Origin of the sequence: Barnesiella sp. An22 (assembly GCF_963931395.1) — a bacterium.
GTDB classification, from domain to species: Bacteria; Bacteroidota; Bacteroidia; order Bacteroidales; family Barnesiellaceae; genus Barnesiella; species Barnesiella merdigallinarum.
In genome coordinates this window covers 2,906,531-2,923,019 of the sequence record NZ_OZ007014.1, presented here as the reverse complement: position 1 = coordinate 2,923,019, position 16,489 = coordinate 2,906,531, and the positions used below count along the sequence as shown (strand labels likewise).

Annotated in this window: 16 protein-coding genes and 2 tRNA genes; 8 read left to right on the top strand and 10 right to left on the bottom strand. The window is 56.1% G+C overall.

Going from position 1 to position 16,489, the window contains the following annotated elements; translation table 11 throughout:
- The first annotated feature begins 175 nt into the window (after positions 1-175).
- Positions 176-1,513: a cytidylate kinase family protein gene (locus ABGT88_RS12130; protein ID WP_346702349.1), complete on the top strand. Its 1,338-nt coding sequence runs from the start codon at positions 176-178 to the stop codon at positions 1,511-1,513.
- Positions 1,514-1,688: 175 nt separating this feature from the next.
- Here ABGT88_RS12130 and ABGT88_RS12125 read toward each other — a convergent pair.
- The 10 genes from ABGT88_RS12125 to prmC all read right to left on the bottom strand — a co-directional run bounded on the left by ABGT88_RS12125 (position 1,689) and on the right by prmC (position 8,059).
- Positions 1,689-1,772: transfer RNA gene (locus ABGT88_RS12125), tRNA-Leu, on the bottom strand.
- 5 nt (positions 1,773-1,777) lie between these two features.
- A tRNA-Gly gene (locus ABGT88_RS12120) sits at positions 1,778-1,853 on the bottom strand.
- A 141-nt stretch (positions 1,854-1,994) separates the two neighbouring features.
- Complete coding sequence (locus ABGT88_RS12115) at positions 1,995-2,480, bottom strand: hypothetical protein (RefSeq protein ID WP_258327034.1); 486 nt, start codon at positions 2,478-2,480, stop codon at positions 1,995-1,997.
- Complete coding sequence (locus tag ABGT88_RS12110) at positions 2,477-3,469, bottom strand: aldo/keto reductase (protein WP_346702347.1); 993 nt, start codon at positions 3,467-3,469, stop codon at positions 2,477-2,479. Before ABGT88_RS12110 ends, ABGT88_RS12115 begins: the two co-directional genes overlap by 4 nt.
- Before the next feature lie 4 nt (positions 3,470-3,473).
- Positions 3,474-4,823: an argininosuccinate lyase gene (argH, locus tag ABGT88_RS12105; protein WP_300132565.1), complete on the bottom strand. Its 1,350-nt coding sequence runs from the start codon at positions 4,821-4,823 to the stop codon at positions 3,474-3,476.
- 54 nt (positions 4,824-4,877) lie between these two features.
- Positions 4,878-5,309, bottom strand: a complete 432-nt coding sequence (locus tag ABGT88_RS12100) for an SRPBCC family protein (protein WP_346702344.1) — start codon at positions 5,307-5,309, stop codon at positions 4,878-4,880.
- Positions 5,306-5,959: an orotate phosphoribosyltransferase gene (gene pyrE, locus ABGT88_RS12095; RefSeq protein ID WP_087408301.1), complete on the bottom strand. Its 654-nt coding sequence runs from the start codon at positions 5,957-5,959 to the stop codon at positions 5,306-5,308. The genes ABGT88_RS12100 and pyrE overlap by 4 nt, the downstream gene beginning before the upstream one ends.
- Positions 5,960-6,046: 87 nt before the next feature.
- Positions 6,047-6,742: a phosphoribosyltransferase family protein gene (locus tag ABGT88_RS12090; RefSeq protein WP_346702342.1), complete on the bottom strand. Its 696-nt coding sequence runs from the start codon at positions 6,740-6,742 to the stop codon at positions 6,047-6,049.
- Entirely contained in the window at positions 6,739-7,206 is a 468-nt protein-coding gene (locus tag ABGT88_RS12085; RefSeq protein ID WP_346702340.1) for a regulatory protein RecX, read from the bottom strand. The genes ABGT88_RS12090 and ABGT88_RS12085 overlap by 4 nt, the downstream gene beginning before the upstream one ends.
- Entirely contained in the window at positions 7,199-8,059 is an 861-nt protein-coding gene (prmC, locus tag ABGT88_RS12080) for a peptide chain release factor N(5)-glutamine methyltransferase (protein ID WP_300132572.1), read from the bottom strand. The genes ABGT88_RS12085 and prmC overlap by 8 nt, the downstream gene beginning before the upstream one ends.
- A gap of 117 nt (positions 8,060-8,176) precedes the next feature.
- On the opposite strand from prmC, the gene ribD reads away from it, so the two are divergent.
- From ribD to ABGT88_RS12045, 7 genes are all read left to right on the top strand, one after another.
- Positions 8,177-9,229: a bifunctional diaminohydroxyphosphoribosylaminopyrimidine deaminase/5-amino-6-(5-phosphoribosylamino)uracil reductase RibD gene (ribD, locus tag ABGT88_RS12075; protein WP_346702338.1), complete on the top strand. Its 1,053-nt coding sequence runs from the start codon at positions 8,177-8,179 to the stop codon at positions 9,227-9,229.
- A gap of 287 nt (positions 9,230-9,516) precedes the next feature.
- A complete protein-coding gene (locus ABGT88_RS12070) occupies positions 9,517-11,010 on the top strand; it encodes a DUF6242 domain-containing protein (protein ID WP_346702336.1) in 1,494 nt (497 codons plus the stop codon).
- 86 nt (positions 11,011-11,096) lie between these two features.
- On the top strand, positions 11,097-11,771 hold the full coding sequence (locus ABGT88_RS12065; RefSeq protein ID WP_346702334.1) for a DUF6089 family protein: 675 nt from the start codon (positions 11,097-11,099) through the stop codon (positions 11,769-11,771).
- Positions 11,772-11,776: 5 nt separating this feature from the next.
- Positions 11,777-12,514, top strand: a complete 738-nt coding sequence (locus ABGT88_RS12060; protein WP_346702332.1) for an isoprenyl transferase — start codon at positions 11,777-11,779, stop codon at positions 12,512-12,514.
- Between the two features lie 33 nt (positions 12,515-12,547).
- Positions 12,548-15,184 (top strand): POTRA domain-containing protein, encoded by a 2,637-nt coding sequence (locus tag ABGT88_RS12055; protein ID WP_346702330.1) that lies wholly within the window; start codon positions 12,548-12,550, stop codon positions 15,182-15,184.
- 155 nt (positions 15,185-15,339) lie between these two features.
- A complete protein-coding gene (locus ABGT88_RS12050) occupies positions 15,340-15,855 on the top strand; it encodes an OmpH family outer membrane protein (RefSeq protein WP_087408309.1) in 516 nt (171 codons plus the stop codon).
- Between the two features lie 53 nt (positions 15,856-15,908).
- Positions 15,909-16,424: an OmpH family outer membrane protein gene (locus tag ABGT88_RS12045; protein ID WP_087408310.1), complete on the top strand. Its 516-nt coding sequence runs from the start codon at positions 15,909-15,911 to the stop codon at positions 16,422-16,424.
- Positions 16,425-16,489: the final 65 nt, after the last annotated feature.

Genomic DNA, 16,489 nt, shown 5'->3' with positions numbered 1-16,489 from the left:
TTTTACAAAGATAGCGATTTGAGGGTAAAGATTTAGGTTATTTGTAAAAAATATCATTTCGTGCAGGACTTCGGCCCTTCGCCGCAAGTATAAATAAGTTTAAAGACCGGGTAAGGGCCAGCCGGTTAAGCCGGTTTTTGCGTAATTTTGCAGTTGTTTTGAAATATTACCAATTATGAACGGGAAGAGGAGTAAGGCAGAGTGGCTGCGGCGCTATGCCAGTTTTGTAGTTATTCTTTTTGTAATCGCTTTCGGTACCTCCTTGTCTATACGGGCCAACCTGGGCTCGTCGCCTATATCGGCTCCCCCCTATATCTTGTCGTTGGTCCCGGGAGTGAACCTGACGATGGGGCAGCTCACCATCTGCATGCACGTGTTTTTCATCACCATTCAGATTCTGTTGCTGCGCCGTAATTTCGAGGCCCGGCAGTATACCCAGATTCTGGTCTCTTTCCTGTTCGGATTCTATACCGACCTCACGATGTGGTTGACCGGTTTCCTGCAAATCCCCTTCGACATCAACCCCATGATAGGTTATCCCTTGCGATTCATCGAGCTGCTCATCGGTGGTGCCGTGTTGGCATTCGGCATTGCGTGCGAGGTGCGTTGCGACTCGCTGATGCTGGCCGGTGAGGGGCTGCCGCTGGCCATATCGAAGTTCCTGAAAAAAGATTTCGGCAAGGTGAAGATCTGTTCCGATACTTCGCTGGTGCTCATCGGTACGATATTCATGTTCATCTTCTTCGGTCGCTGGAGCTGGGAGATGGTGGGCGTAGGTACACTCGTCTCGATGTTTTACGTGGGCTTTATGGTTCGGGTATTCGCCCCGCACATCGGGTGGCTCGACCGCATCTTTATCCCCAAGGCCGAACGGCAGGCTGCTGCGATTGTGGCTGCCGACGAGTGGAGCGGCAATCGCATCATCACCATCGCCCGCATGTATGGCAGTGGGGGCAATGCCGTGGGCGAGGCTGTTGCCCACCGGTTGGGCTGCCCCTGTTACAACCGGCAGATTATAGACCAGACGGCCCGGGAGATGGGCTACTCGACCGACTTTGTGGCCCAGACCGAGCAGAATCTCCCCACCAGCCGCCTGTGGGAGTTGATATTTGCCGATAGCGGTATACCCGCCTCGATGAACCCCTCGAAGGACGATGCCATCTATGTGAACCAGAGCCGTACCATCCGTGAACTGGCTCATAAGGGCGAGTGTGTCATCATCGGCCGGTTGGGCAACTGGATTCTCCGCGACGACCCGCACGTGCTGCGTGTCTTCATCACCTCGGGCCGAGACTTTGCCGTGAAGCAGCTGGTCGACAAACTCCATATTTCGCCCGAAGAGGCTGCCCGTAAAATCGAGCGGGTGAATACCGGTCGGGCCAATCACTACTGGCACTACACCGGCAAACAGTGGACCGATATTGCCGGCTACGACTTGGTAATCAATACCGAACGTACCAGCATCGATGGAGCCGTGGATATGATTCTGCGTGCTTTCAAGAATGTGAAGTAGGGGAGGGTCTAGTAAATATCTCTTCGCTTTTGATACTTGTGCAATCTGTTTTTTGATTGTAAGGGAGTCTTCTGTATCGGTTACGGAAGGAGATTCCTTTTGTTTTGTTACACCCCTTTGGCTACCTGGAAAAATAAATAGAGCTGAAAATCAAATGATTAACAGCTCTATGCAGTACCCGAAGGGGGACTTGAACCCCCACAGCCGCAATGGCCAAAGGATTTTAAGTCCTTCGTGTCTACCATTCCACCATTCGGGCAGCCTTGGAGCGAAAAACGGGACTCGAACCCGCGACCCCAACCTTGGCAAGGTTGTGCTCTACCAACTGAGCTATTTTCGCAAATGCGATTGCAAAGATAAAATGCTTTTTTGGTTCTGCAAAATTACGACTCGAAAATCTGTTCCCGTCCGACATTCCCCGTGTGGTGAGGTGACCCGGCCCCACAAGCGAAGTCCGGGCGCACTGTACCGGGTGTGCAGGTTAGCGGAAGATGAGCTGCCCGCCGGCGGTACCGTAGGGAGCTATCTGGTAGCTTTGCAAGAAGTAGCGACCGTCTTTGGCGGCGCCGGTCATGGGGCCGCCGGTCGAGATGTCGTAGGTAGAGCCGCACTTGGGGCAACGCAGGCAGAAGTTGTCTTCGTCGAACTCGATGCGGATGTTGGGATTGATTTCGACAGGGCAGCAGAGGTCGTAGACGAAGGGGATGGCGTGCTCGTTGGTCACGAGCATGAGTCCTCCGTAGCCGGTAGCCGAGGAGAGGTTGTAGGGAAATCCGGCGGGGAGTTTCTGGCTGAGGATAAAGCGGCGGTGTATGAAACTGCCGCTTACGCCATACTGGTCCCACATGGCCTGGCTGGCAAACTCGACCCGCACGGCTGCGGCGGGTATGCGGTCGCGGTCGCCTCCGTCGCAGGCAACGGCGGCCAAGGCGAGCAGGAGCAGGAGTATGTGTTGCAATCGTTTCATTTCAGTATCTCCTCTATCATTTCGGTTTCGGTGTCCGTGAGCGACAGGGCCGTGGTGGCGTGCAGGTTGTCCTTCAACTGGTCGAGGTTGCGGGCGCCCACGATTACGGTGCTCACTTCGCTTTGGCGCAATACCCAGGCGAGGGCCAGTTGCGAGAGGGTTTGTCCCCGCTGGTCGGCTATCGCTTTCAGCCGGGCCACGCGAGCTATCTTTTCGGGGGTGACATCGGTTGTCTTCAGATACCCTTCGGGGCGGGCGGCACGCGAGTCGGCCGGGATGCCGTGCAGGTATTTGCCGGTGAGTATGCCTTGGGCCAGCGGCGAGAAGGCTACGACGCCTATACCTTTGGAGGCGCAGAGTTGCAGGTGGTGCTCCTCGACGTGGCGGTCGAACATGTTGTAGCGGTCCTGGTAGGCCAGGCAGGGCACACCGGCGGAGTGCAGGTAGTTGAGGGCATAGAGCAGCTTGTCGATGGGGTATTTCGAGAGCCCGATGTAGAGCGCTTTGCCCTGGCGCACGATGTCGACGAGGGCCTGCATGGTCTCGTCGATGGGGGTAACCCCGTCGTAGCGGTGGCTGTAGAAGAGGTCGACGTAGTCGAGCCCCATTCGTTGCAGACTCTGGTCGATGCTGGCCATGAGGTTCTTGCGCGAGCTGTTGCCTCCATAGGGGCCGGGCCACATGTCGTGACCGGCTTTCGAGGTGATGAACATCTCGTCGCGGTGGGCGGCGAAGCACTGCTTCATCATGCGGCCGAAATTGGCCTCGGCGCTGCCGGCGGGCGGTCCGTAGTTGTTGGCCAGATCGAAGTGGCAAATGCCATGGTCGAAGGCATATTTGACCATCTCGAGTTGGGTGGTATACGAGTCGATGTGACCGAAGTTGTGCCAGAATCCGAGCGAGATGACGGGCAGTTGTATGCCGCTGTTTCCGCAACGGCGATAGATCATGCCGTTGGTGTAGCGGTCGGGTTGCGGTTGGTAGTCCATAGGCCTATGAGTTTTGGCGACCGAGAAGCCGGGCTTCGGCCTCCTGGGCGCGAGCGAAGTCGAAACTGGCGACCGTCTGCTGCATGAGGGCGGTGATGCGGTCGTTGCACAGGTTGCCCATGCTGCCTTCGTGGGTGTGGACGATGTGCTTGTCGGGGGTGAAGTGCCCGGCTTCGATTTCGAGCCCCACCTGCTTGTAGGCATCGCGGAAGGGGACACCGGCCTGTACGCGGCGGTTCACCTCCTCGACGCTGAACATGAGGTTGTAGCGCGGGTCGTCGACGATGTGGGTGTTGACCTCGATTTGCGACATCATCTGGTTGACCATGTGCAGGCAGTCGTCCAGTTCGTCGAAGGCGGGGAGGAACAACTCCTTGATGATTTGCAGGTCGCGGAAGTAGCCCGAAGGCAAGTTGTTGGCTATGAGTGTAATCTGGTAGGGAAGGGCCTGCAGCTTGTTGCATTTGGCCCGGGTCAGTTCGAATACGTCGGGGTTCTTCTTGTGCGGCATGATGCTCGAGCCGGTGGTAAAGGCGTCGGGCAACTTGATGAAGGCGAAGTTTTGCGAGTTGTAGAGGCAGGCGTCGAAGGCCAGTTTGGCCAGCGTCGCCGCTATCGAGGCGATGGCCGAGGCGACGATGCGCTCGGTCTTGCCGCGTCCCATCTGGGCATACACCACGTTGTAGTCCATCGACTCGAATCCCAGCAGGTCGGTGGTGCGGGTGCGGTCGAGGGGGAACGACGAGCCATATCCGGCAGCCGACCCCAGCGGGTTGCGGTTGCACACCCGGTAGGCGGCTTGCATGACGATGAGGTCGTCGACCAGGCTCTCGGCGTATGCCGCAAACCAGAGGCCGAACGACGAGGGCATGGCCACCTGCAGGTGGGTGTAGCCCGGCATGAGTACCTGTTTGTACCGTTCGCTTTGGTCGATGAGCGTATTGAACAGCGTCTCTACCCCCTCGACGGTATGTTGCAGCCGGGCCCGGGTGAAGAGCTTGAGGTCGACCAGCACCTGGTCGTTGCGCGAGCGTCCGCTGTGTATCTTCTTGCCCATGTCGCCCAACCGGCGGGTGAGCATCAGCTCGACCTGCGAGTGCACATCCTCGACCCCCTCTTCGATGGTGAATTGCCCCGACTGGGTTTCGGCGTAGATGTGTCGTAACTCGGCGGTCAGCTTCTCCAGCTCGTCGGCCGAGAGGAGCCCGATGGATTGCAACATGTTGATGTGAGCCAGCGAGCCCAGAATGTCGTAGGGGGCCAGATAGAGGTCCATTTCCCGGTCCCGGCCTACGGTGAATCGCTCTACGTCGTGGTCGACCTGTACCGATTTTTCCCAAAGTTTCTGTGCCATTCGAGTTACGTTTTTAAGATTCTACAAATAGATTGCGGGCAGACTACCTCCTGATTATTGCTCGTAGGGGAGCACCACCAGCATGTCGGCCATTTTGTCGACCCCCTCTTGCAAGGGTTTCGACACCATGGGCTTGATGAAGGGGTTGAGGTCGGCCTTGACGGTGACGCGCGACGCGGTTTCGCTCTCGCCGGTGGGTACGAACTGTATCCACAGGTTGAGGGGCAGCGGCGAGTTTTCGGCCTCGAACTTGATGGTCTTGTTGGGCTCCCGGTTTACGATGCGGAAGGTGACCGAGCCGATGGGGCTCACCTCGATCGAGAGGCTGTCGCTGTCGTATCCCGTAATCTTGAGTTTGTTCTGGTTTTCGGGAGCGTTCAACACGCTTTGGAAGCGGTCGAGGTTCGAGAGGTCGGAGAGCAGGGTATACACCTTCTCTACGGCGTGGGCAATCCGCACCGTTTTACTTTCGAAACTGCTGGTCATACGGCGGGCGTGTTGTTGGGACCTTGCCAGCTCGAGGGATCTTTGCGCCACTCTTGCAGAGTCTCGAGGTCTTCGGGTTTGATATAGTTGGTCTCGAGAGCCGTCTCGAGCATGGCGTTGTAGTTGCTCAACGTAATCAGTTCTACCTGAGCGGCCTTGAACTTGCGCGTGGCAACGGGGAAGCCGTAGGTGAAGATGGCTACCATACCGATGACTTCGCAGCCGGCGTTGCGGATGGCTTCGACTGCTTTCAGACTGCTGCCGCCGGTCGAGATGAGGTCTTCGATAACGACTACCTTTTGTCCGGGAACCAGGTTACCCTCGATGAGGTTCTCGAGTCCGTGGTCTTTCGGTGCCGAGCGCACATATACATAGGGCAGCCCCAGTGTGTCGGCTACCAGTGCACCTTGGGCAATGGCGCCCGTGGCTACGCCGGCAATGGCATCGGCCGAGCCGAAGTTTTCCATAATAACCCGGCAAAGTTCTACCTTGATGAAACTTCTCACCTCGGGGTAGGAGAGGGTACGGCGGTTATCGGTGTATATGGGTGAATTCCAGCCCGATGCCCATACGAAAGGATTCTCGGGTTGCAGTTTGATGGCTCTGATTTTTAAGAGTTTCTCGGCCAGTAATCGTTCTACCGTTTTCATGACGAATAATATTTAGGATAATCGAAAGACAAAGGTAAGAAAAATAGCAGATAAACGGCCGAATGGAATCTAAAAATATGAAAATATTTACTGCGCGGCAGCCAGGGTGAGGCAACTGATGCGAGGCTCGCCGTGGGCGTGGAGTGCTTGGGCGCAGGCCAAGAGGGTGGCGCCGGTGGTCACCACGTCGTCGACGAGCAGGATGTGGCGGCCGGTCAGGTCGGGAGCCAGCCGGGCGTCGTAGGCCGAGTGGGTGTCGAGCCAGCGGTCGTAGATGCCCTTGCGGGTTTGCGAGCGGGAGTCGCGGGTGTGCTGCAGCCAACGGGTGCAGAGTTCTATGCCGGTGGCGTGTGCCACGCCGCGGGCTATCCATTCGCTCTGGTTGTAGCCCCGGCGGCGCAGTTTGGCGGGATGCAGGGGCACGGGTACCAGTGTGTCGATGCCGTCGAAGAACCGGTGCGGCTGTAACTCGCGGGCAAAGATTTCGCCCAGTACGAGGCCGCACCGTTTGCCGCCGTGGTATTTGATGTGGTGTATCAGTTGCCTCACGTCGCCCGGGGTGGTGAAGTGGAAGAAGGCGGCGCATCGCTCGATGGGAATCTTGCCCAGAAAGAGCTGGGCCATGGGGCTGAGTGGGTCGAGGTGGTAGCCGGTGCGGGGCAGGCGGTGCAGGCAGCCGGTACAGAGCCCCCGCTCGTCGCGGTTCATGGCCCGCAGGCAGACGGGGCAGAGGCGCGGAAAGAAGAGGTCGAGCAGGTCGTCGAGCGGATGGAGCCGTTTCATGGCACGACCTGTTTTAATGCGTTGAAAATAAGTGCTGATTCGAATCCCCGGGAGGTGGCGAAGCGGAAGAGTTTGGCCCGTCGGGCTTCGGGGTCGTCGTCGCGAATCGAGCGCGATTTGGCTTGCAGCAGTTCGAGCAGACGGTCGTTGTACTGCTCCTCGTCGAGGGTGGCGAGGGCGTGGTCTATGTCGCTGCCGTCGATGCGTTTCTGCTGCAGGGCGTAGCGCATCTTGATGCGGCCCCACCCCGCGAAACGGAATTTGTCCTTGACGAAGGCCACGGCGTAACGCTGCTCGTCGATAAACCGCTCTTGCACGAGCCGGTCGATGATGGTGCGGCTGTCGGCTTCGGTCACGCCCCATCGGGCCAGTTTTTCACGAATGTCGGCCGTGCAGTGTTCGGCCGATGAGCAGAGGGCGGCGGCCCGGTGCAGGGCTTCGGGGGGTGTCAGTATTTTAGCCATGAGCGTGAGGTTTTATGGCCGATGCAAACCGGTCTTTGTCGTAGAGGTCGTGTATGATGCGTATCTGTTCGTAGCCCTGGCGCTCCAGCATGCAGGCGCAGGCGGGGCCCTGAGCCTCGTTGATTTCGAAGTAGAGGCGGCCGCCGGGCGAGAGCAGGGTGAGACCGTCGCGGGCTATCTTGTCGTAGAAGAGCAACGGGGTCTCGTCGGGGACGAAGAGGGCTTCGTGCGGTTCGTAGCCCAGCACGTTTTCGCTCATGGCCCGGCTTTCGCTCCGGCAGATGTAGGGCGGGTTGCTCACGATGAGGTCGAGCGAACCGGGCGTGAGTTGCGAGAGGTCGTAGTGGAGGATGTCGCGCTGGTAGAAGTCGACCGTCACCTGCTGGAGCTCGGCGTTGCGGCGGGCAATCGCCAGGGCCTCGGGCGAGAGTTCCCACGCTTCGACCCGGCATTGGGGCAGTTCCCGAGCCAGGGTGACGGCAATGCAGCCGCTGCCCGTACCCAGGTCGGCGATGCGCAGCGGGCGGCTGCGGTTCTCGTCGATAATGAGGCGCACCAGCTCTTCGGTCTCGGGGCGGGGAATGAGCGCGCCGGGGGCGATGTAGAAGCGGCGGTCGCAAAACCATGCATAGCCCAGAATGTACTGGATAGGCTCCTGCCGGGCGAGCCGACTGGCTATCTCTTCGATTTTTCGGTGCATATCCTCAGATAAAATCGTATCTTTGCGGAGCAGTATATCGGTAGGGGTATAGTCGCACAGTGCCTCGAAAATCAGCCGGATGAAGCCGTTGATTTCGCCGGGCGGATAGATGCCCTGGAGGGTGTGGCGCAGGAGGTTGATACTCGGTTGCATGTTGACAGTTGTTAGGAACCGAGGCGATACAGACCCGCAAAACCTGCTGCCGATGGCTGCCGTGCCGGGGTGTCGCTGTCTCGGTGTGTGGCAAAGGTAAATAAAAAAGTTCAAGATATGGATAGAGATGTAGATTCTGCTTTCATGCGCCGGTGCCTGCAACTGGCTTCGCTGGGGCGCGGCCATGTGGCTCCCAACCCCATGGTGGGGGCGGTGGTGGTGCACGAGGGGCGCATCATCGGCGAGGGGTATCACCGCTGTTTCGGCAAGCCTCATGCCGAGGTGAACGCCATCGCCTCGGTGGCCTACGAGTCGCTGTTGCCCCAGTCGACCCTGTATGTATCGCTCGAGCCCTGCTCGCATTACGGGAAGACACCGCCCTGTGCCGAACTGATTGTGGCCAAACGCATTCCGCGGGTGGTCGTGGGGTGTCTCGACCCCTTCCCGGCCGTGTCGGGACGAGGTGTTGCCCGGCTGCGCGAGGCGGGTATCGAGGTGGTTACCGGCGTGCTCGAGGCCGAGTGTCTGGCGTTGAACCGTACCTTTATGACCTTTCAGACCCGCCATTGCCCCTTCGTCACCCTCAAGTGGGCGCAGAGCAGCGACGGGTTCATCGACCGGGTGCGTGAGCCGGGTGAACCGGCGGCCCGTATCTCGGACGATGTCTCGTCCGTGTGGGTGCACCGCCTGCGGGCCGAGTCCGACGCTATTCTGGTGGGAACCCGCACGGCCATATCCGACAACCCTTCGCTCACGACGCGCCTCTGGCCCGGACGTTCGCCCCTGCGCATCGTGCTCGACGAGCATGCCCGCGTGCCGGCCGACCGGCAACTCTTTACCGACGGCCTGCCTACGCTCGTGGTGACCGGCCCGGAGACCGACTACCCGGTGCTGCCGCCGTCGGTCGAGGTGGTGCACCTGCCCTTTGGCGAGGCATTGATACCGGCCCTGCTCGACGAGCTATATCGTCGTCGCCTGCAGCATCTCGTAGTCGAGGGTGGTGCTGCTCTGTTACAGTCGTTTATCGACGCGGGCTACTGGGACGAGGCCCGTGTTGAGACCGGCCCCCTCGTGCTGGAGCAGGGTGTGGCCGCCCCGTCGATGGGTCGGCTACCGCAACAGACAGAGTGGTGCGGCCGGGCCCGAATCGAGTGGTACGAAAATAGGTAAAAAGCAACCGTTCACCCGGCGAATCGTGCGGTTTGTCTAAAATTGTGCGTGCGGCCTTGCTGTTTTTGCTATTTTTGTTTCACGGAAACCGGATGCGGTTGGGCATAACAAATTCGAAGTGTTTGCCCATACGTTCACCTTTCGCCATTTTGAACTCGGAAAAGCCTAAGCGACAAGTAGAGGCATATCCATAAATAATTATAATTATCGGAGTTTGTAGTATGCAAAGAAAAAAATGTTGCTAAATTTGCCGATTGTAACTGCAAACTTGTAACGCATATCAGTTGATGAAGACGCAAAAAATATACTTTTTTCTGTGTATAGCCGCTCTGTTTTTATCTGGCATTTCGTGCAACTCTACCGATGACGAGGAGATAACCTATACCATCTCGGAGAGTGTGCGGGTTACCAGCTTCTCTTTGGCAGCCAACGACTCGGTGTTGGCCAATCTCGATACCGTATTCTTCACCATCGACCTGAACGGTGGGCAGATTTTCAATGCCGACTCCCTGCCGGTGGGTACCGACGTATCGGCCTTGATTGCCAACATTTCGTTCGACAACGTGGCACAGGCAAAAATCATCATGGACCGCGGCGATGCCACCAAAAACGATACCATCGACTATTTGGCTTCGCCTACCGACTCGATTGACTTTACATCGAAGGTGTCGCTGGTGGTAACCGCTCAGAACGGGGTGACCGAGAAGTGGTATTCGCTGAAGGTCAACGTTCACCAGATGGACCCCGACTCGCTCTACTGGAACGCCCCCTTCGGGGTGAAGCCGCTGCCGTGTGGCGAAGGTGTTGCCGTGACGGCGCAGAAGGCGGTCTACTTTAAGGGGAAAGCCTATTCGTTTATCGAGTCCAATTCGACTTGTACCGTATATATGACCGACGATCCCTATGCCGGCGAGTGGACTTCGCAGACGGTGACTGCCTTTATACCCAAAGTGCAGTCGGTTCAGGCGACCGACGACGCCCTCTATATGCTGGACCAGAGCGGCGAGCTCTATCGCTCGGAAGATGGTGCGAACTGGACCGCAACAGGCCAAAGTTTCTACTCGCTGGTAGGCTCGTGGAAATCGCGCGTGCTGGGTGTCGTCCTGGACAATGGCGTCTACAAACACGACTGCTATCCGCGTCCCGAGGGTTTCACCCCCTATCCCGTACCCGAAAACTTCCCCGTTACGGGCAGCAGCCAGATGGTTACCTTCGTGTCGGAGTACGACCTGAATACCCCCCAGTCGATTATGATTGGCGGCCGCACGGCCAACAACCGCCTGACGGGAGCCACCTGGGGTTACGACGGTGAGGCTTGGGCACAGCTCGCCGGGTCGATAAAACCCTGCGAGGGAGCGTTGCTCTTCCCCTATTTCACCTTTACGACCAACGAATATTGGATTACGACCCAATACACCTCGTGGATTGTCATCGGCGGCCGCGAAGCCGAAGGGGTGGCCGACTCGGTATATGTGTCGGTCAACAACGGCAATACGTGGACAGCAGCCCCCGAATCGCTGGCCATGCCCTCCTATATCAATCCGCGGGCCTTTGCCTCGGTGCTGGTCATCGGCTCTGACTTCAGCGCTTCACAGAAGGCATCGCCGCTGTGGCGATTCATGCCCGTGCGTCAGGTAGCCGGTATGGCCACCACGCGAGCCAACGACGATTACAAGATTCCCTACATCTATATCTTTGGTGGAGAAAACAACTCGGGTACCGTCTACAACCAGATATGGCGGGGCGCGATAGGACGCCTGCGGTATCCGCCTATACCTTGATAGCGATGGGGGAGAGTGAACGGGACATATACTTTTCATCGGATTATTCCGTTTTATGTATGTAGGCATGTAAAAATGGCGCGCACATGAAAAGAATAATTCCGATATTAGTGATGTTGATCAGTTGCACGGCCGCCGTGTCGGCACAAGACTACCGCTTCGATGCGGGTCTGGCCGGAGGCATAAGCTGTTATATGGGCGATGCGAACCAAGTGTCGCCGTGGCACCGGCCGGGAGTGGCGGTGAGCGGGGTCTTCCGCTTTTTGCTCAACTACCGGTGGGCTGTCAAGACCGATTTTTCGGCCATGCAGTTTTCGGGCGATACCCGCGACTTCGACAACCGGTTTCCCAACGGGAGCGACTATTCGTTCGAGAGTTGGCAATACCGGTTGGGCGGACAGATAGAGTTCAACTTTTTCAACTACGGAATGGGTTACTCCTATCTGGGTACCAAGCGCCTGTCGCCCTATTTGCTGGCCGGAGCCGGTGTAGGATATTCGACCGTCGAGAGTGGTTACGTGAGTGTCGACGGTTCGTTAGGAGTAGGGGTGAAATACAAGATAGCCCCGCGCTGGAACATAAGTTTGGAGTTTGCCATGCACAAGACGTTGGGCGACAGCTTCGACGGCAAGTCATTGAGCGACCCCTACAATATAAGGAGTAGCGTGCTGAAGAATACCGATTGGTTTTCAACGACGTTGTTTTCGATCACGTATGAATTTGGCCGCAAGAAAGAAATTTGTAACAACGATAATCGTTGAAAAACATGACATACGCAGAGCAGATAAATCGTACTCGTGTGCCTAAGCACATCGCCATTATCATGGACGGCAACGGCCGTTGGGCCAAAGAGCGGGGACTGGATCGCTCGGAGGGCCATCGCAAGGGACTCGACGTAGTCCACGAAATTACCGATGCCGCCGCCGAGGTGGGGGTACAGTACCTTACGCTATATGCCTTCTCGACCGAGAACTGGAACCGGCCGCAAGCCGAGGTCGACGCCCTGATGGCTCTGGTGGTCTTCGGTATCGAACGCGAGACCCCCGGCATGATCGAGAAGGGGGTGCGCCTGTCGGTCATCGGCGACATAGACCGTCTGCCGGCCGACGTCAAAGCCCGTCTGTTGAAGTGTATCAGCGACACCTCGGGCGGGAAACGCATCGTCTTGAATCTGGCTCTCAGCTACTCGTCGCGGTGGGAGATTGCCCGTGCCGCCCGCTGCATTGCCCGGGAGGTCGAGGCCTGTCGTCTGGCTGTCGACGACATCACCGAGACAACCCTCGATCGCTACATGACCACGGCCGACATGCCCAACCCCGATTTGCTCATCCGCACCGGCGGCGAGATACGCCTCAGTAACTTCCTGCTGTGGCAGTTGTCCTATGCCGAGTTCTATTTTACCGAGGAGTATTGGCCCGACTTTACCGGCGAGAGCCTCTACCAGGCCATTGTCGAGTACCAGTCGCGTGAACGTCGGTTCGGCAAAACGAGTGAACAACTATAAATGAAGAATTTGAACTTGAAAATACAGTATAATATGCCTTTAAGGTATCTGGCCGTCTTTTTGACATTGTCTTTGTGTTCATGGGCGGCAACCGCACAGAATGAAGAGAAGCTCGACACGATATACAACCCCAAAGTTGTCTACTCGGCTATTCCGCAGAAATACGAAATTGCCGGTATTACCGTGACCGGTGCACCCAACTACGAGGACTATGTGCTCATCGGTTACTCGGGGCTCGAGGTGGGACAGGTAATCGAGATTCCCGGTAACGCCATTACCGATGCTGCCAAGAAATTCTGGCGGCAGGGCCTCTTCTCCGACGTGGTCATCAAGTTGACCAAGACCTATGGCGACAAGGCGTGGATCGAAATTCAGCTCAAGCAACAGCCGCGTATCTCGCAAATCAATTACCACGGCCTCAAGAAGAGCGAGCGCGAAGATCTGGAGATGCGTCTGGGGCTGGTGAAGGGTAACCAGATTACCCCCAACATTGTCGACCGTGCCACCTCCATCATCAAGAAACATTTCGAGGAGAAGGGCTTCAAGAATGCCGAGGTAAACATCCGGCAGACCGATGACCTCACCCACGAAAACGAGGTAATCGTCGACATCTACATCGACAAGAAAGAGAAAATCAAAGTTCACAAGATATACATCGAGGGCAACCAGGCTCTCTCGGACCGGAAGATCAAGTGGGCCATGAAGAAGACCAACGAGAAGGGCAACCTGCTCCACCTCTTCCGTACCAAGAAATTTGTCGAGGAGAACTACAAAAACGACAAGAACCTCATTATCGAGAAGTACAACGAGCTGGGCTACCGCGATGCAACCATCGTGAGCGACAGCGTGGTACGCTACAACGACAAGACCGTCGACGTCTACCTCACCATCGACGAGGGCGACAAATACTACATCCGCAACATCGACTGGGTGGGCAACACCATCTATCCCTCGGACTACCTCTCGGCCGTGCTGGGCATGAAGCCGGGCGATGTCTATAACCAGAAGATGCTCAACAAGCGGACCATGGAGGACGAAGATGCCGTGGCCAACCTCTACATGGACCGCGGTTACCTCTTCTTCCAGCTGGTGCCCATCGAGGGGAATGTACAGAACGACTCCATCGACCTGGAGATTCGCCTCTTCGAGGGTCCGCAGGCCCGCATCAACAAGGTGGTCATTAACGGTAACGACCGTCTGTACGAGCACGTTATCCGTCGTGAGCTGCGTACCAAGCCGGGCGAACTCTTCAGCAAGTCGGACCTCATGCGTTCGGCCCGTGAGATTGCCCAGACCGGTCACTTCGACCCCGAGACCATGGACATCAAACCCGAGCCCAACGAAGAGAACGGTACGGTAGACCTTATCTACAACCTCGAGTCGAAGGCCAACGACCAGATTGAATTCTCGGCCGGTTGGGGCCAGACGGGTGTAATTGGTAAACTCAGTCTCAAATTCACCAACTTCTCCATCAAGAACCTGTTGAACCCCAAATCGTTCAAGGGTATTATCCCGCAGGGCGACGGACAGACTTTCACCATCAGTGCGCAGACCAATGCCCGCTACTATCAGCAGTACAGCATCTCGTTCTACGACCCCTGGTTCGGTGGCAAGCGTCCTAACTCGTTCCAGTTCTCGGCCTATTACAGCCGCCAGACCGGTATCGAGAGCTCGTTCCTGAGCAATGCCTACAACAGCATCTACAACAATGCGTTGTATGGAGGTTACTATGGCGGTTACGGCAGCTACTACAACAACTACTACAACGACTATTACCAGAATGCCTACGAGAATGCACTCGACCCCAACAAGTCGTTGCAGATGGTGGGTGTGTCGTTTGGCTTCGGTAAACGGTTGGAGTGGCCCGACGACTACTTCACCTTCATGGCCGAGCTCGGTTACCAGGCCTATATCCTCAAGAACTGGGAGTACCTCTATTACATGCAGAACGGTACGTCGCACAGCTTCACGCTGGGTCTGACTCTGGGTCGTAGCTCTATCGACAACCCCATCTACACCCGCCGCGGTTCGCAGTTCACCCTCTCGGCCCAGTTCACGCCGCCCTATTCGCTCTTCTCCAAGACCGACTACAAGAGCCTCTACGAAAGCTCGTCGCGAGCCGACCGCGAGAAACTCTACCGCTGGATCGAGTATTACAAGATTAAGTTCAAGAGCCGCGTCTATACGCCGCTGAACAACTCCGACAAGTATACGCTGGTGCTCATGGGTCGCGCCGACTTCGGTTTGCTGGGTGCCTACAACCGATACAAGCAGACCCCCTTCGAAACCTTCTATGTGGGTGGTGACGGTATGACCGGCTCCTACACCTACGCTACCGAGACTATCGGTTTGAGAGGTTACGACAACGGTTCACTGACGCCTTACTCCGACGGTCGGGCCTACACCCGCTTCTCGATGGAGCTGCATTTCCCGTTCCTGTTGCAACCCTCGTCGACCATCTACGGTTTGGCCTTTGTCGAGGGCGGTAATGCCTGGACCCAGCTCGAGAATTTCAACCCCTTCTCGCTGAAACGGTCGGCCGGTGTGGGTGTGCGCATCTTCCTGCCGATGATTGGTCTGATGGGTATCGACTGGGCCTACGGTTTCGACAAGGTACAGGGCGAACGGGGTGGAGGCCACTTCCACTTCATCCTGGGTCAGGAATTTTAATTTGTGAAAAAAGAGATACATTTTGTGTTAAATGCTTTAAAAGGATAGCGCGGTTTAAGAGAATCGCGCTATCTTTATTTTTCGGAGACTGTGGTGATTGGTTCGGTCTCTCCCCGAGAACGTAGAAATGTATAACTAAAACCCTGAAATGTGATATGAAAAGAATAGTTCTTTTGGCGATCGCGGCGATAGCCTTTGCCGCTTCGTCGGTAGCCCAGAAATATGCGTTGATCGATATGGAGTATATTCTCAAGAACATACCTTCGTACGAGATGGCCAACGAGCAGTTGAACCAGGTGTCGCAACGCTGGCAAAAAGAGTGCGACGACAAGGCGGCCGAGGCCAAGACCATGTATCAGAACTACCAGTCGGACCTGGTGTTCCTGACCGAAGACATGAAGGTGAAACGCGAAGAGGAGATTCGCGACAAGGAGACCGAGGTGGTAGAGTTGCGTCGGAAATACTTCGGCCCCGAAGGCGAACTGTTCAAAAAACGCGAGAGTCTGATGAAACCTATCCAGGACGACATTTACAATGCCATCAAGAAAATTTCGGAGGAGAAAGGCTACTCGATGGTCATCGACCGAGCTTCGTCGCCCAATATCATTTTTGCTTCACCCAAGATAGATATTAGTAATGAAGTGCTCGCAAAGTTAGGATATTCAAAATAATTGCGTACTTTTGCACTGTTATTCGTAACTAACAATAAAAACAAAAATATAGTATGATCAAAAAACTTCTTTTTGCTGCTGTGTGCTTCTGCTCGCTGAGCTTCATGGCACAAGCGCAACAGGCCCTTAAATTCGGTACCGTAAATTCTCAGGAGATTTTCATGCTGATGCCCGAGAAAGCAACTGCCGAGAAGACTCTTCAAGATATTAACAAGAAGTATGAGGATGAATTCATGAAGATTCAGGAAGAGTTTACCAAGAAATATAAAGAGTATATGGCTTTGGGCGACACGATTCCCGAGACAATCCGTGCCCGTCGCATGCAAGAGGTTCAGGATTCTCAATCGCGTATCGAGAGCTTCCGCGAAATGGCCGCTCAAGATATCCAGAAACAACAGGAGGCCCTCTTCGCTCCTATCCAACAGAAACTGATGGACGCCATCAAGTCGGTAGGTGCCGAAGGCAAATACACCTATATCTTCGACTTGGCCTATCCTATTGTCATCTATCAGGGCGCACCCAGCGAAGATGTAACTCCGTTGGTAAAAGCCAAATTGGGCTTGAAATAATTATTCCCTCGTCGAGGGACTGTATAAAAGGGTGATAATGTAACTTATCATCCTTTTTCCATATA

Bases quoted from the DNA above. Each gene is read 5' to 3' on its own strand.
- ribD (WP_346702338.1), top strand. From the start codon at position 8,177: ATGGATAGAGATGTAGATTCTGCTTTCATGCGCCGGTGCCTGCAACTG.
- argH (WP_300132565.1), bottom strand. From the start codon at position 4,823: ATGGCACAGAAACTTTGGGAAAAATCGGTACAGGTCGACCACGACGTA.
- pyrE (WP_087408301.1), bottom strand. From the start codon at position 5,959: ATGAAAACGGTAGAACGATTACTGGCCGAGAAACTCTTAAAAATCAGA.
- ABGT88_RS12090 (WP_346702342.1), bottom strand. From the start codon at position 6,742: ATGAAACGGCTCCATCCGCTCGACGACCTGCTCGACCTCTTCTTTCCG.
- ABGT88_RS12085 (WP_346702340.1), bottom strand. From the start codon at position 7,206: ATGGCTAAAATACTGACACCCCCCGAAGCCCTGCACCGGGCCGCCGCC.
- ABGT88_RS12115 (WP_258327034.1), bottom strand. From the start codon at position 2,480: ATGAAACGATTGCAACACATACTCCTGCTCCTGCTCGCCTTGGCCGCC.
- ABGT88_RS12070 (WP_346702336.1), top strand. From the start codon at position 9,517: ATGAAGACGCAAAAAATATACTTTTTTCTGTGTATAGCCGCTCTGTTT.
- ABGT88_RS12060 (WP_346702332.1), top strand. From the start codon at position 11,777: ATGACATACGCAGAGCAGATAAATCGTACTCGTGTGCCTAAGCACATC.
- ABGT88_RS12055 (WP_346702330.1), top strand. From the start codon at position 12,548: ATGCCTTTAAGGTATCTGGCCGTCTTTTTGACATTGTCTTTGTGTTCA.
- prmC (WP_300132572.1), bottom strand. From the start codon at position 8,059: ATGCAACCGAGTATCAACCTCCTGCGCCACACCCTCCAGGGCATCTAT.
- ABGT88_RS12110 (WP_346702347.1), bottom strand. From the start codon at position 3,469: ATGGACTACCAACCGCAACCCGACCGCTACACCAACGGCATGATCTAT.
- ABGT88_RS12045 (WP_087408310.1), top strand. From the start codon at position 15,909: ATGATCAAAAAACTTCTTTTTGCTGCTGTGTGCTTCTGCTCGCTGAGC.
- ABGT88_RS12100 (WP_346702344.1), bottom strand. From the start codon at position 5,309: ATGACCAGCAGTTTCGAAAGTAAAACGGTGCGGATTGCCCACGCCGTA.
- ABGT88_RS12065 (WP_346702334.1), top strand. From the start codon at position 11,097: ATGAAAAGAATAATTCCGATATTAGTGATGTTGATCAGTTGCACGGCC.
- ABGT88_RS12050 (WP_087408309.1), top strand. From the start codon at position 15,340: ATGAAAAGAATAGTTCTTTTGGCGATCGCGGCGATAGCCTTTGCCGCT.
- ABGT88_RS12130 (WP_346702349.1), top strand. From the start codon at position 176: ATGAACGGGAAGAGGAGTAAGGCAGAGTGGCTGCGGCGCTATGCCAGT.